This window comes from Ensifer sp. Root31 (assembly GCF_001424825.1).
Classification (GTDB): domain Bacteria; phylum Pseudomonadota; class Alphaproteobacteria; order Rhizobiales; family Rhizobiaceae; genus Ensifer; species Ensifer canadensis.
Map to the genome: position 1 here is coordinate 93,737 of NZ_LMCO01000023.1, position 13,321 is coordinate 107,057.

15 protein-coding genes are annotated in these 13,321 nt (G+C 60.9%); 12 read left to right on the plus strand and 3 right to left on the minus strand.

What is annotated here, in order from left to right; translation table 11 throughout:
* Positions 1-34: 34 nt before the first annotated feature.
* The 5 genes from rpe (at position 35) to ASD00_RS20560 (ending at position 3,909) form a co-directional block, all read left to right on the plus strand.
* Entirely contained in the window at positions 35-709 is a 675-nt protein-coding gene (gene rpe / locus ASD00_RS20540; protein ID WP_025427142.1) for a ribulose-phosphate 3-epimerase, read from the plus strand.
* Positions 709-1,452, plus strand: a complete 744-nt coding sequence (locus ASD00_RS20545) for a DUF2259 domain-containing protein (protein ID WP_025427143.1) — start codon at positions 709-711, stop codon at positions 1,450-1,452. Before rpe ends, ASD00_RS20545 begins: the two co-directional genes overlap by 1 nt.
* Positions 1,449-2,003, plus strand: a complete 555-nt coding sequence (locus ASD00_RS20550; RefSeq protein WP_051509166.1) for a hypothetical protein — start codon at positions 1,449-1,451, stop codon at positions 2,001-2,003. Before ASD00_RS20545 ends, ASD00_RS20550 begins: the two co-directional genes overlap by 4 nt.
* A 69-nt stretch (positions 2,004-2,072) precedes the next feature.
* On the plus strand, positions 2,073-3,374 hold the full coding sequence (gene purB, locus ASD00_RS20555; protein ID WP_025427145.1) for an adenylosuccinate lyase: 1,302 nt from the start codon (positions 2,073-2,075) through the stop codon (positions 3,372-3,374).
* A 229-nt stretch (positions 3,375-3,603) separates the two neighbouring features.
* On the plus strand, positions 3,604-3,909 hold the full coding sequence (locus ASD00_RS20560) for a PilZ domain-containing protein (protein WP_025427146.1): 306 nt from the start codon (positions 3,604-3,606) through the stop codon (positions 3,907-3,909).
* Between the two features lie 58 nt (positions 3,910-3,967).
* Here the strand turns inward: ASD00_RS20560 and ASD00_RS20565 are convergent, their stop codons facing one another.
* The gene (locus tag ASD00_RS20565) at positions 3,968-4,786 is read right to left on the minus strand and encodes a DUF2189 domain-containing protein (protein ID WP_057208670.1); all 819 of its coding nucleotides are present in this window, start codon (positions 4,784-4,786) and stop codon (positions 3,968-3,970) included.
* Positions 4,787-4,947: 161 nt separating this feature from the next.
* Here ASD00_RS20565 and ASD00_RS20570 point away from each other — a divergent pair, with 161 nt between their 5' ends.
* Both ASD00_RS20570 and ASD00_RS20575 read left to right on the plus strand, forming a co-directional pair.
* Complete coding sequence (locus ASD00_RS20570; protein ID WP_025427148.1) at positions 4,948-5,502, plus strand: alpha/beta hydrolase; 555 nt, start codon at positions 4,948-4,950, stop codon at positions 5,500-5,502.
* Between the two features lie 91 nt (positions 5,503-5,593).
* Complete coding sequence (locus tag ASD00_RS20575) at positions 5,594-8,146, plus strand: EAL domain-containing protein (protein WP_051509167.1); 2,553 nt, start codon at positions 5,594-5,596, stop codon at positions 8,144-8,146.
* A 57-nt stretch (positions 8,147-8,203) separates the two neighbouring features.
* Here the strand turns inward: ASD00_RS20575 and ASD00_RS20580 are convergent, their stop codons facing one another.
* Positions 8,204-8,518, minus strand: coding sequence for an ATPase inhibitor subunit zeta (locus tag ASD00_RS20580; protein WP_025427150.1), 315 nt, complete (start codon positions 8,516-8,518; stop codon positions 8,204-8,206).
* A gap of 335 nt (positions 8,519-8,853) precedes the next feature.
* Here ASD00_RS20580 and purC point away from each other — a divergent pair, with 335 nt between their 5' ends.
* The 4 genes from purC to ASD00_RS20600 all read left to right on the plus strand — a co-directional run bounded on the left by purC (position 8,854) and on the right by ASD00_RS20600 (position 11,297).
* A complete protein-coding gene (gene purC / locus ASD00_RS20585) occupies positions 8,854-9,618 on the plus strand; it encodes a phosphoribosylaminoimidazolesuccinocarboxamide synthase (protein ID WP_025427151.1) in 765 nt (254 codons plus the stop codon).
* Positions 9,619-9,650: 32 nt separating this feature from the next.
* Positions 9,651-9,893, plus strand: coding sequence for a phosphoribosylformylglycinamidine synthase subunit PurS (purS, locus tag ASD00_RS20590; RefSeq protein ID WP_025427152.1), 243 nt, complete (start codon positions 9,651-9,653; stop codon positions 9,891-9,893).
* Positions 9,894-10,162: 269 nt separating this feature from the next.
* Positions 10,163-10,834 carry a phosphoribosylformylglycinamidine synthase subunit PurQ gene (gene purQ / locus ASD00_RS20595; RefSeq protein ID WP_025427153.1) on the plus strand — a complete coding sequence of 224 codons (672 nt, stop codon included), beginning with the start codon at positions 10,163-10,165 and terminating at the stop codon, positions 10,832-10,834.
* A 55-nt stretch (positions 10,835-10,889) separates the two neighbouring features.
* Positions 10,890-11,297 (plus strand): hypothetical protein, encoded by a 408-nt coding sequence (locus ASD00_RS20600; protein WP_025427154.1) that lies wholly within the window; start codon positions 10,890-10,892, stop codon positions 11,295-11,297.
* Positions 11,298-11,437: 140 nt separating this feature from the next.
* On the opposite strand, the gene ASD00_RS20605 is transcribed toward ASD00_RS20600, so the two are convergent.
* Positions 11,438-11,743, minus strand: a complete 306-nt coding sequence (locus tag ASD00_RS20605; RefSeq protein ID WP_038576122.1) for a DUF1127 domain-containing protein — start codon at positions 11,741-11,743, stop codon at positions 11,438-11,440.
* A 31-nt stretch (positions 11,744-11,774) separates the two neighbouring features.
* Between ASD00_RS20605 and ASD00_RS20610 the strand changes: the two genes are divergently transcribed.
* Positions 11,775-13,193, plus strand: a complete 1,419-nt coding sequence (locus ASD00_RS20610) for a PLP-dependent aminotransferase family protein (RefSeq protein ID WP_025427156.1) — start codon at positions 11,775-11,777, stop codon at positions 13,191-13,193.
* Positions 13,194-13,321: the final 128 nt, after the last annotated feature.

Here is a 13,321-nt window from a genome sequence, read left to right on the forward strand (position 1 = left end):
AGTGCTATTGCGCGGGAAACAGCCGGAGCCTCTCATGACCCATCCCATCCGCATTGCCCCGTCGATCCTGGCGGCCGATTTCTCGAAGCTCGGACAGGAAGTCCGCGATGTCGTCGATGCCGGCGCGGATTGGATCCATCTCGATGTCATGGACGGCCATTTCGTCCCGAACATCACGTTTGGGCCCGACGTGATCAAGTCGCTGCGCCCCTACACCGAAGCGACCTTCGACTGCCATCTGATGATCTCGCCCGCCGACGGCTTTCTCGAAGCCTTCGCAAAGGCCGGCTGCGATATCCTGACGGTTCACGCCGAAGCCGGGCCGCACCTGCACCGCTCGCTGCAGACTGTCCGGTCGCTCGGCAAGAAGGCCGGCGTCTCGCTCAACCCGGCAACACCCGAAAGCGCCATCGAATATGTGCTCGACACCGTCGATCTGGTGCTGGTGATGACGGTCAACCCGGGCTTCGGCGGCCAGAAGTTCATCGACGCGACCGCGGAAAAGATCCGCCGGATCAAGGCGATGATCGGCGACCGGCCGATCGAGATCGAAGTCGACGGCGGCATTGCGCCTGAAACGGCGGCGATTGCAGCCGGCGCCGGCGCAAACGTGCTGGTCGCCGGTTCGGCGATCTTCAAGGGTGGTTGGGTCGATGCCTATCGCTCCGCCATCCAGGCGATCCGAGCGCCTGCCGAACAGGCCCGCTGATGATCTCGCGCCCGGCAGCGCCAGGGCTCCTCCTCCTGGCGGTGACATTTGTCGCCTCGCAGGCATCGGCGGGTGACTATGCCGCATTCCAGCCGATCGGCTTTTCCTCCGATGGATATGTCTTTGCGTTCGAGGAATACGGTGTCCAGGACGGCTCGGGTTTTCCCTATTCCACGATCTACGTCATCGATACCCGCAACGACACTTTTCTGCCGGGTGCGCCGGTGCGCGCAGTCGGTCGCGAAGATGGCGCCCCCCTGCACCGGATGAGACATGAGGCGCATCGGCGCGCCGCTCCGCTGATCGACGCCTACAGGCTTGCCGAGGCGCCGGGATTGCTGGCGGCCTACAATCCGATTACCGAAGCCAATGCAACGCCATTGGCCCTCACTTACGATGCCTTTGCCGCCGACGATGCCTTCCGCCAGACCTACGGCCTGACGCTCGAAGAAAAGAGCTTCGAACCAGGTGGGCTCTGCAAGGACTTCCTGAAGGAGGTCAAAGGCTTCCGCCTGTCGATGACGATGAAGGCGGGCAAGCCTGCAAGCGACGTGCTGCAGGACGATACCCGTGTGCCGGAAAGCCGCCGTTGCCCGACGGGCTATCGCATCGGCGGTGCGGTAACGCACATGAATGACGACGGCACGCAAACCCACGTTGTGATGGTGCTCGTCAAATCGCTCGGGTTCGAGGGCACGACTGACGGACGATGGATTGCGGTTCCGACGCGGATCGCAAAATGAACGAAACGGGCGCCGGGGCGGAAGTGAAATCAGCATATGCTTCCGCGCCCTCCCTCAAGCGCTCGCGATTCCTGCGGGCGTTTCCGTCCGCGGCGGAACTTGTCTTCGGCACGCCAGCCTGGGGGCTGGTGATGGTCGCTTCCGCCTGGGTCGCGCTCTGGCTGCGCGAGGGCGCCCTGACCTTCCACCTGGTGGAACTGCTGGTGATGTATGGTCTGGGCGGCATGCTGGCCTGGCCAGCTGCCCTGTTCCTCGCACGGTTTTCTACGCTTGGCCGCCCTGCCGAGACGCGGTTTGCGGCCTATCTGCTCTGCCTTTCGCTCGGCACGATCGCCGTGACGGCAATGCTCTTCGCACTCGACTATCGCGTCTTTTACGCCCGCTGGCATGCCAATACCGGTACCCGGACCTGGTTCTACCAGTTCGCCTTTACCTCGCTTGTCGCCTTCTACCAGTTCCTTGTGCTGGGCGTTCGGCTCTATCTTCCGGTTGGCGGCGCCGCACTTCTGGCCGCCAGCCTGTGGCTTGCAGGTTCGCGAGGCCGTCAATAACGTTGAGCTTGTCGGGCATCTTTGCTAGAGGCACAGCCATCCTCCACTGATGACGAAAGCTGAGAGCCCATGATCCCCCGTTATTCCCGACCGGAAATGGTGGCCATCTGGTCGCCGGAAACCAAGTTCCGCATCTGGTTCGAGATCGAGGCCCATGCCTGCGATGCGCTGGCCGAAATCGGCGTGATCCCGAAGGATGCCGCAAAGACGATCTGGGAAAAAGGCGGCGCCGCCAAATTCGACGTCGACCGGATCGACGAAATCGAGGCCGTCACAAAGCATGACGTCATCGCGTTCCTGACGCATCTGGCAGAGTTCGTCGGCCCCGACAGCCGCTTCATCCACCAGGGCATGACATCCTCCGACGTGCTCGACACCTGCTTCAACGTACAGCTCGTGCGCGCAACCGACCTTTTGCTTGCTGATATCGACAAGCTGCTCGAAGCACTGAAGCGCCGCGCCTTTGAGCACAAGGATACGGTGACGATCGGCCGCTCGCACGGCATTCATGCCGAACCGACGACCTTCGGCGTCAAGCTGGCGCTTGCCTATGCCGAGTTCGATCGCTGCAAGCAGCGCCTTATCGCGGCCCGTGAAGAAGTCGCGACCTGCGCCATCTCCGGCGCCGTCGGCACCTTCGCCAATATCGACCCGCGCGTCGAGGAACACGTCGCCAAGGCGCTTGGCCTGAAGCCGGAGCCGGTTTCCACCCAGGTCATTCCGCGCGACCGCCATGCGATGTATTTCGCCACTCTTGGCGTCGTCGCCTCGTCGATCGAGCGGCTGGCAACCGAAATCCGCCACCTACAGCGCACCGAAGTCCTGGAAGCGGAAGAATACTTCTCGCCGGGACAGAAGGGCTCGTCGGCCATGCCGCACAAGCGCAACCCGGTGCTGACGGAGAACCTCACGGGTCTTGCCCGCATGGTTCGCGCCTTCGCCATTCCGGCGATGGAGAACGTAGCCCTCTGGCACGAGCGCGATATCTCGCATTCCTCGGTCGAGCGCATGATCGGCCCTGATGCGACGGTGACGCTCGACTTCGCGCTTGCCCGCCTGACCAACGTGATCGACAAGTTGCTCGTCTATCCCGACAACATGACCAAAAACATGAACAAGTTCCGCGGTCTCGTTCACTCGCAGCGTGTCCTGCTCGCTCTGACGCAGGCCGGTGTTTCGCGTGAGGACGCCTATCGCCTCGTTCAGCGCAATGCGATGAAGGTCTGGGAAGAGGGCAAGGACTTCCTTGAGGAGTTGCTTGCCGACACGGAGGTTCGCGCGGCCCTGTCGGAAGCCGACATCCGCGAAAAGTTCGATCTCGGCTACCACACCAAGCACGTCGACACGATTTTCGGCCGGGTCTTTGGCTGACGCCGCCGCGCAAAAGTGCGTAGCGCTTTTGCGATAACGACATGCGCAAGCAATAAGGGCCGGGCGCGATAGCCGCCCGGTTCGTGTCAGAGCGAAGCACGTTTCTGTGGTATTGCGCTATTATGCCCGCATTTGATGCAGTTTGCTCGAATGCGGGCATTTTTGTTAGCGAGGAATTCAATCTTTGCGTGAGATGATCGAGGCTGATCAATTCAGATCGAGGGTTCACATGGCCTACAAGGACAGTGTTCAGCGCACGGCAGCGCGCACGCAGACGAAGATTACCGGAACGGTGACCTGCAAGACGGGTGCGAGCAACGGCATCGTTACGGATCTTTCCGCAGAAGGCATCTGCTTTCAGCTCTATTTCGACATCAATGCACGCACCGGACAGGAAGTGACGATCCGCAGCGAAGAACTCGGATTTCTGACCGGCATGGTCCGCTGGTATCGCGGTGACAAGATCGGCATCAAGCTCAATCTTTCGTCCAACACCGCCGCCCAGATTTCGTCCTACTACAAATTTTTCAAGTAGGTCGGACGATCCTCACAGGAGGAAGCGGCCAGCCTCCGGGAGGCTGGCCGTTTTGTCGTTATCGCATACGGCTGCTGCGAGCACCGGGCTCAACCATCTTGCGATACATGTGCCATGTCGCGTGACCGAGGATCGGCATGATGACGGCAAGGCCGACGAAGACCGGGATCGACCCGATCAGCAGGCCGGCGGCAACGATCAGCCCCCAGAAGGCAACCGGGATGGGATTGACGAGAGTTGCGCGTATCGAGGTTTCGACGGCAGCCACAGCACCGACGTCACGATCGATCAGCAACGGGAACGACACTACGCTGATCGACAGCACGATCGCGGCGAAGACGAACCCGACGGCGTTGCCGACCAGGATCAGGTTCCAGCCCTGCTCCGTGTTGACGATGCCGTTCCAGAAGGCGGCGATCGATGCCGGCGGTTCGGCGCCGAAGATCCTGATATAGAGCGCCTGTGCCACCAGGAGCCAGGCAATGAAGATGACGAATAGCATCGCTGCGACAGCCACGATCGAGGGCAGTGCCGGAGATCGATGCAGGCGGAAGGCGTGAGGCCAGGACGTGTCCATGCCAAGTTCGCGGCGCCTGCTGATTTCATAGAGTCCGATGGCGGCGACCGGCCCGATAAGGGCAAAGCCGGACGCGAGCGGATAGAGCAGCGGCAGCATGTTGGCGCCCGCGCTCCACGTCATGAGCACGGCACCGGCGATGGGGTAGATCAAGCAGAGAAAAACATAGTGAGACGGCTTTTCGCGAAAGTCGTTGAACCCGAGGCGCAACGCGTCCATCACGTCAGCCAGGCCGATCTTTTTTATTCCGGGATGGGCGACGCTGGCGTCCGGTCCCGACAGAACATGGAATGTTGTCATGGCTCACACTCCTCAACCACTACAGAGCGGTCCCGGACCAGCGACAACGGCAAAACTCGAGCCGCATCGACCGCGACCTGCAGTGTCGATTATACATAAAATGATGCCTCTGTCGCCTACGCCTTGACTTCGACGATTTTCGACGCCACATCGCGGCCATTATGAAACTTTCCGACGCCCATATCCTCATCGTTCCCGGCTACACCAACTCCGGCCCTGACCATTGGCAGTCACGCTGGGAGAGAAAAATGTCCACCGCCCGCCGCGTGGAGCAGGCCGAATGGGCCAAGCCCGTGCGCGAGGATTGGGTGGCGCGCATGGTCGAGGAGGTCAATGCCGCTGAAAAGCCGGTGGTCATCGTCGCCCACTCCCTCGGCGTCGCGACCGCGGTCCATGCCCTGCCCCACATCGAAAAGAAGATCGCCGGCGCCTTCCTGGTGGCTCCGCCTGACGTGGCCAATGCCGCGATCCGTCCGAAGCATCTCATGACATTCGGCCCCTATCCCCGCGATCCGCTGCCGTTCCCGTCGCTGTTGATCGCAAGCCGCAACGATCCGTTCGGCTCCTATGAGCATGCCGACGAAATCGCCAAGTCCTGGGGCTCGCTGTTGGTGGATGCGGGGGAATCCGGCCACCTCAACACCGAGTCCGGGCATGGCCCCTGGCCGGAAGGCACGATGGTCTTTGCGCAGTTCCTCAGCCGCCTCCAACCCTGATCGCACTGCGAATAAGACGACTCGGCATTAATCCGAAGTTCATGGTCCGCGATCATCATCTGCCGGCAACAAATGCTGGATCGTGGGATACGTGACCGGACCGAAAGATCCCATCAGGAGCGAACGCCGCGCGCCGGCGAAGCTGAATATCGTGACGCAAGCGGCGCTGGACCAGCTGCCGGTGGCGGCGCTCGTTTTCAATGAACAAGCGTCAATCGTTTCGGTAAACCCCTATGCCAGCGAGCTTCTGCGTCTTCCGCCGGCAGAGTTGCTCAACCGTTCTCTTCGTGACCTTGTTCACCCCGACGACCATCACCTGCTGAGGCCGACCGGGACGGTGCGATCTTCCGCGTCCGCCCAGACGATCCGCTTGCATGGAGCAGCCGATATCGTTTCGGTGGTCTGCACTTCCTATGCAATGGCGGACGGTCGCATGCTGCTGATGCTGCCGGTCGACCACTTGATCGCCGAGATCGCGGGGCTTCGCAACGACGAGACGCGGTGGAAGTATGCGCTGGAAAGCGCACTTGAAGGCGTCTGGGATCACGATTTTTCGACCGGAAACCTCTTCTATTCCGCCACCTGGAAGCGCCTGCGTGGTCTGGCTGATGACGCCGAGGTCGATGGCGCGCTCGATCGCTGGATCGAGAATGTGCATCCGGACGACCGCGCGCATGTCATGGCCTCGATCGGACGCCAGGATTCTGGAGAGGTCACGTACAACACCTTCCAGTACCGCGAACGCCATGCGGACGGACACTGGGTCTGGATCGAAAGCCGCGGCGCATCCGTCGCCTATGGGCCGGACGGCAAGCCCACTCGCATCATCGGCACCGACACCGACATTACGCCGCGCAAGGAGGCCGAGGCGCGGCTGGAGGAAATCTCGCGGCGCCTGAGACTTGCCCTCGACGTATCGAAGATCGGGGTCTTCGACCATAACCTTGAAACCCAGGAGACGCTTTGGGACGAACGTATCCTCGGTATTTATGGGCTTGACCCCAAAGCCGGCGCGCCCAGCGGCCGCAGTTGGGAAGATATGCTCCACCCCGACGACCGCGAAAAGGCGATCGCCCGCGTCAATGACGGCGTCGCCGCGGGTGCACCCTTCACCAATGCGTTCCGCATCGTCCTGGCGAATGGAGAAATCCGGCACATTCGCGCCAACACGGCGTTCTATGTCGACCGCGATGGCACCCGCAAACTGATCGGCGCGAACTGGGACGTAACCGAAGACATCGCGCTGCAGGAGGAACTGCGCAAGGCCAAGGCCGCAACCGAGGCCCGCAACCGCGAGCTTGAGGAAGCGCGCATCCGTATCGAATACAACGCGTTGCACGACTACCTGACGGACCTGCCGAACAGGCGCTATCTCGACCAGATACTGGCGGACGATCCGACGCTCAACGCTATCCTCCACCTCGATCTTGATCGCTTCAAGCAGATCAACGACACGCTCGGGCATCAGGCCGGCGATGCGATGCTGACCCATGCAGCCGCAATCCTGCGGTCTCATGCCGACCAGGACGATTTCATCGCCCGCATCGGCGGCGACGAATTCGTGATCCTCTGTCGGCGCGGCCGCGGGATGGACGAGCTTGGAGATCTGGCCGCCCGCATCGTCCATGCCTTCCGCCGGCCCATTCCCTATGACGGCCAGCTTTGCCGGCTCGGGGCCAGCATCGGCATTGCCTGGAGGGGCGAGGTCGAGACGGATCCCAAGCAACTGCTGATGAATGCAGATATCGCGCTCTACCGGGCCAAGAGCCTCGGCCGCGATCGCTTCGAGGTGTTTTCCGAGCAGATCCAGAACCAGATCCTCAGCGCCAAACGCACCGGCGACGATATCCGTCAGGCGATCGAAGAAGGCCAGTTCGTGCCCTACTATCAGCCGCAGTTCGACGCCCACTCGCTGGAGCTCACCGGCGTCGAAACTCTGGTGCGATGGGACCACCCGGAACGCGGAATTCTTCCTCCGAGCCACTTTCTGAAGGTAGCTGAAGAGATCAACGCCCTGCCCGCGATCGACAGGAACATCGTCGAGATGGCCTATGCCGATTTTGCGGCCTGGGGGCGTGCCGGTCTGACCGTCCCCAAGATCTCGGTCAATGTCTCCTCGCGCAGACTGCGGGACCCGAGCCTGATTTCAGACCTTCGCGCCATGAACATCCCGCCTGGTGTCATGTCTTTCGAGCTCTTGGAATCCATCTTTCTTGACGATCTCGAAGACGAGATTGCCGCGACGATCGCCGCGCTCAACACGCTCGGTATCGAGATCGAAATTGACGACTTCGGCACCGGCCATGCCTCGATTATCGGCCTGCTCAACCTGAACCCGGCCCGCCTGAAGATCGACCGGGCGCTGGTGGGGCCGATCAACGAAAGCGCCAAGCAGGCAAAGCTCGTTCGTGCCATCATCGACATCGGGCATTCGCTCAATATCAAGGTGGTGGCCGAAGGTGTGGAAACGTGGGAGCACGCGGCGATACTGAGGGAGCTTGGCTGTGATATTCTGCAGGGCTACGCCCTGGCAAAGCCGATGAGCCGCCTCGATTTCGAACAGCGCATCAAGAGCGGCTGGAAACTGTCACCGAACGCGGATGCGCCGCCGGAAAAAGGGCGTCGCTACAAGGCGGTCAAATAAAAACCGCCCGACCTGAGGCCGAGCGGCGATATCATGGGCGTATGATAGCCTCGAAGATCAGCTGCTCTGGACTTGCTCGATGGCGACGCCGAGAAGCTCGAGCATGCGCACACGGATCTGCTCTTCGCTCTGGGCAACGCCGGCAGCGTCGAAATCGGCCTTGATCTTGCGCACAACGTCCTCGTGGCCGGCCTCTTCGAAATCGGCCACAACGACTTCCTTCGCATAGGCCTCTGGGTCGCTCTTGCCGAGCAAGCCGGCAGCCCAGAGACCAAGAAGCTTGTTGCGGCGCGCCTCAGACTTGAACCTCAGTTCCTCGTCCAGCGCAAACTTTGCTTCGAAGGCCTTTTCGCGATCCTGCATCGTCGTCATCAATTGATCTCCCGTGAGAATTCCATGCCGGAAATAGTTATGGCCATAAACCAAAACAGTGGTCAAAGTGCAATGCGAAGTTTTCTCGTTTCGTGACTTTCGTGGTACCGTAAGCATGTCGCGCAAAAGTGCGCAGCGGTTTTGCGACAACGGCATGCGAAAAACCAAAGAACGGATGCGCAAGGAGCGAATCTGAAAGGTTGCGACACGCTTTAGGTAAATCAGGGGAAGGGAAGATACGCCGATTGTGAAACGCGTTCTTTTCAGCTATGGACGCCGTGAGAAGACTCCACTAGCGCGACCCAAGTGCGCCAACAACCACAGAGACAATATCCATGAATCGTCGCCGCCGTATCTACGAGGGCAAGGCAAAGATCCTCTATGAGGGTCCCGAGCCGGGCACGCTGATCCAGTTTTTCAAGGACGACGCGACCGCCTTCAACAAGAAAAAGCATGACGTCATCGACGGCAAGGGTGTGCTGAACAACCGGATTTCCGAGTATATCTTCACGCATCTGAACCGTATCGGCATTCCGACGCACTTCATTCGCCGCCTGAACATGCGCGAGCAGTTGATCAAGGAAGTCGAGATCATCCCCCTTGAGATCGTCGTGCGCAACGTTGCTGCCGGCTCGCTGGCAAAGCGCCTCGGCATCGAGGAAGGCACCGTCCTCCCCCGCTCGATCATCGAATTCTACTACAAGGCCGATGCTCTTGATGACCCGATGGTCTCCGAAGAGCACATCACCGCATTCGGTTGGGCAAGCCCGCAGGAACTCGATGACGTCATGGCGCTTGCCATCCGCATCAACGACTTCCTGACCGGCCTGTTCCTCGGCGTCGGCATCCAGCTCGTCGATTTCAAGATCGAGTGTGGCCGCCTGTTCGAAGGCGACATGATGCGCATCATCCTGGCGGACGAGATTTCGCCGGATAGCTGCCGTCTGTGGGACATCGAGACCAAGGAAAAGCTCGACAAGGACCGCTTCCGCCGTGATTTGGGCGGGCTGGTCGAGGCCTATCAGGAAGTGGCTCGCCGTCTCGGCATCATGAACGAGAACGAGCCTGTGCGCGGCACCGGCCCCGTTCTGGTCAAGTAATTTCTGGTCAAGTTAGTTCGGGGAAAGTGAAAGTGATCAAGGCACGTGTAACCGTGACGCTGAAGAATGGCGTTCTCGATCCGCAGGGCAAGGCAATTGAAGGTGCGCTCGGCGCACTCGGCTTCGACGGCATCGGCCAGGTCCGCCAGGGCAAGGTCTTCGATCTACAGATCGAAACCGGCGACAAAGCCAAGGCCGAGGCCGACCTCAAGGCGATGTGCGAAAAGCTGCTCGCCAACACAGTGATTGAAAACTACACCATCTCCCTCGCCTGATGGCGGCGGAGTGCCGCGGATGGCCTGACGTGAAGGCCGGCGTGATCTGGAAATAATGAGGAGGCCCATCTGACATGGGCCATCCTCACGCAGATCAGCCGAAACGACATCGAAGGGGCATACTGTCCGCGGCTCGATGGTTTCGAAATAGCAGGATGCGCAGTGCATCCAATATCGGCCCGAGCGCGTCAAATTGCGCTTCGGCCGCATCGGAAACCGCCTCGAATTGCATGAGCTTCAAGAGGCGCAGGCAGGGTTTGAACCGCACCATGAAGTCAGCCGTCGTCCAGCTTCCAGGCCTCAACCGCGATCGCGACATGATCGCTGCCCTCACCAAGATCTCCGGCAAGGCGCCCGTAACCGTCTGGCAGACCGAAACGGAGATCCCTGATGTCGACCTGATCGTCATCCCCGGCGGTTTCTCCTACGGTGACTATCTGCGCTGCGGCGCGATTGCCGCGCGCATGCCGGTCATGCAGGCGATCAAGGCGAAGGCCGAAAAGGGCGTGAAGGTCCTCGGCGTCTGCAACGGTTTCCAGATCCTGGTCGAGGCCGGTCTGCTCCCGGGCGCGCTGATGCGCAACGCATCGCTCAAGTTCGTCTGCCGCGAGGTCAAGCTCGAAGTCGTCAACGCCGACACCGACTTTACCCGCGCCTATTCCAAGGGACAGATCATCCGCAGCCCGGTTGCGCACCACGACGGCAACTACTTCGCCGACGCGGAGACCCTGAAGACGATCGAAGGCAACGGCCAGGTCGTGTTCCGCTACGCCGAAGGCACCAATCCGAATGGCTCGATGGGCGATATTGCCGGCGTGATGAACACGGCCGGCAACGTGCTCGGCATGATGCCGCATCCGGAAAACCTGATCGAGGCGGCTCATGGCGGCGCCGATGGTCGCGGCATCTTCGCTTCGGCTCTCGAAGTAATCGCCGCTTAACCGTCGCGCTGATAGAAGGCATCCGACCATCCCCGTAACGCAAGCGAGACCGTCGATGCCTTCCATGTTTTCTAGACGCCTGACCGGCCCTGCTTGCGCGGCGTTCGCCCTGACGCTTCTGGCGTCCTGCCAAACATCGCGCCCGCCGGCGCCGACGGCAAGCTCGGCAGCCCTGCCGACAATGGAACGCGTGGCGCTCGGCGCCAACAGCTGCTGGTTCAAATCGGGCGATGCTGCCTTCAAGAACTACCGGCTTGCCCCTGAACTCAATTCCTTCTCCGGACGTCCCCGCATCCTGATCGTGCCGCGCAAGTCGCCGGAAGCACGGCCGCTTGCCGTCATCCAGGCGGAAGGCCAGCCGGCGCGGTTGCAGGCGTTCGGACCGCTCATGAGCGAACCGGTCGCCACCCGCATGAGTGCAGATATCCGGCGTTGGGCCGCTGGCGGCCAGGGCTGCAATTAATCCAGGCACCGGTTGAGAGTTCGGACGCTGTTGGCTGGTGCCCTCAGCGTTCGCTGATGCGCGTCGCAATCTCTAGGGCATACGGCGCTTTGTTCGCATGCCGCTATCGCAAAACCACCGCACGCTTTGTGTGATGCCCGTTAACGCCAGAACGCCACGGACGATTCCCGCCGGGCATCCTTCTCGCAGACCCCGATATCGATCAGTTGCCAATCGCTCATCTCTTCGAGAGCTAACCGGCTGCGTCTCTTGGCGGCCAGGAAACAATAGAGCCGCCAGAGACGTTGAAGCGCGTTCTTAGCACTCCCCGAGATTTCGACATCAAACCCGATCTTGCGACGCGCGCGAGGGGCCTTTTTCACGACTGCCGAGCAAATTGTATCAATTGTACTCATTGTAGGCTCCAATGCATCGATTGCTATCATTGCATTGGTGATAATTGACATATTTCGCTGTGTAATCTAGGTAATTGTCACTATGACAAATTGGCTCCCGGACATTCAGCAGGGTCATGGTCCGCTTTATGCGCGGATCGCCGACCAGATCGAACAGGCAATTGGCGAAGGCGCCCTGCCCGTCGGCGCAAAATTGCCGCCGCAGCGCAATCTCGCCTATGACATTGGTGTCACCATTGGTACCATTGGACGCGCCTACAATATCGTGCGCGAACGCGGCCTCGTCAGCGGCGAGGTCGGGCGCGGAACCTATGTTCTCGATCACCAGGAAAGCCGCCCGCCCGAGCAGGCCGATCCGCTGACCACATCCTTGGCCGGCACCCGGCCGCTGATTGCACCCGCCGGCAAATTGCGCTTCGACAGCACCGCGGCGCCGGACATCGGCCAGGGCTTTGTCCTGAGTGAGCTCTTGAGCGAGATCAGCCGCGATCACCACGCCGACATTGCCAGCTACGCGCGCAATTTCCCGGATCACTGGTTTGAGGCCGGATGCCAATGGCTGGCGCGCGGCGGCTTTCGTCCCTCGCCTGAAACGATCGTGCCGACGCTCGGAGCGCACGCGGCTGTCATTGCCGTGATCGCGGCAGTCACCTCGCCCGGCGATCGTATCGCCTTCGAGACCTTGACCTATTCCCAGGTCAGCCGCAGCGCCGGCTTGATCGGGCGCCGCACGACCCTGATGGAATCGGATGAATTCGGCCTGATTCCCGAGGATTTCGAGCGGGTCTGCGCGCAGCAGCATCCCAAGCTCGCCTTCCTTATGCCAAGCGCGCAGAATCCGACCGTTGCCGTCATGCCGCTCGCCCGGCGTCAGGCGATTGCCGATATCGCCCGCAAGTACGGTGTCTGGCTGGTGGAGGACGATCTCTACGGCGCCATGACCGGCGATCCGACGCCGCCTTTAGCGGAGCTTGCACCTGAGCGGACCTTCCTGGTTGGTGGTCTTTCAAAGTCTGTTGCTGCCGGTGTGCGCGGCGGCTGGGTTGCCTGCCCTCCCCATTTCAGCCAGCGCATTCGCATTGCCCACAAGATGGTCAGTGGCGGCCTGCCGTTCATCCTGGCGGAGCTGTGTTCGCGGCTGGTGCTTTCCGGAGCGGCCACTATTCTGCGCGGCAAGGGTATCGAAGAGATCCGGGCGCGCGAGGCGATTGCCCGCGAAGTGTTCGATGGCATCGAGTTCAGCTCGCATCCGTGCGTTCCCTTCCTCTGGATGAAGCTGCCGGAACCGTGGCTTTCCGGCACATTCAAGCAGGCTGCACTGCAGGAAGGCGTGCTCGTCGACGACGAGGACGAATTCAAGGCCGGCCGGGCGGACCGCGTCTTTCACCGTATCCGTATCGGCTTTTCCTCACCGGCCGACCGTGCCGAAGTGCGCAACGGCTTCCAGACTTTGCGGCGGTTGCTCGACAGCGGACGAGTGGGTTACGACAGTTTCGACTGATAACCCGGTGTCCCGTATGTTTTAGCAGTCTTGTGTAGATCGATTCGCCTCAACAATTCGGCATGCCAGCATTGCTTTTTCTTCGTTCATCCCACCGCCTCGCGACATCGTCGCTTGTTCTCGTCAGT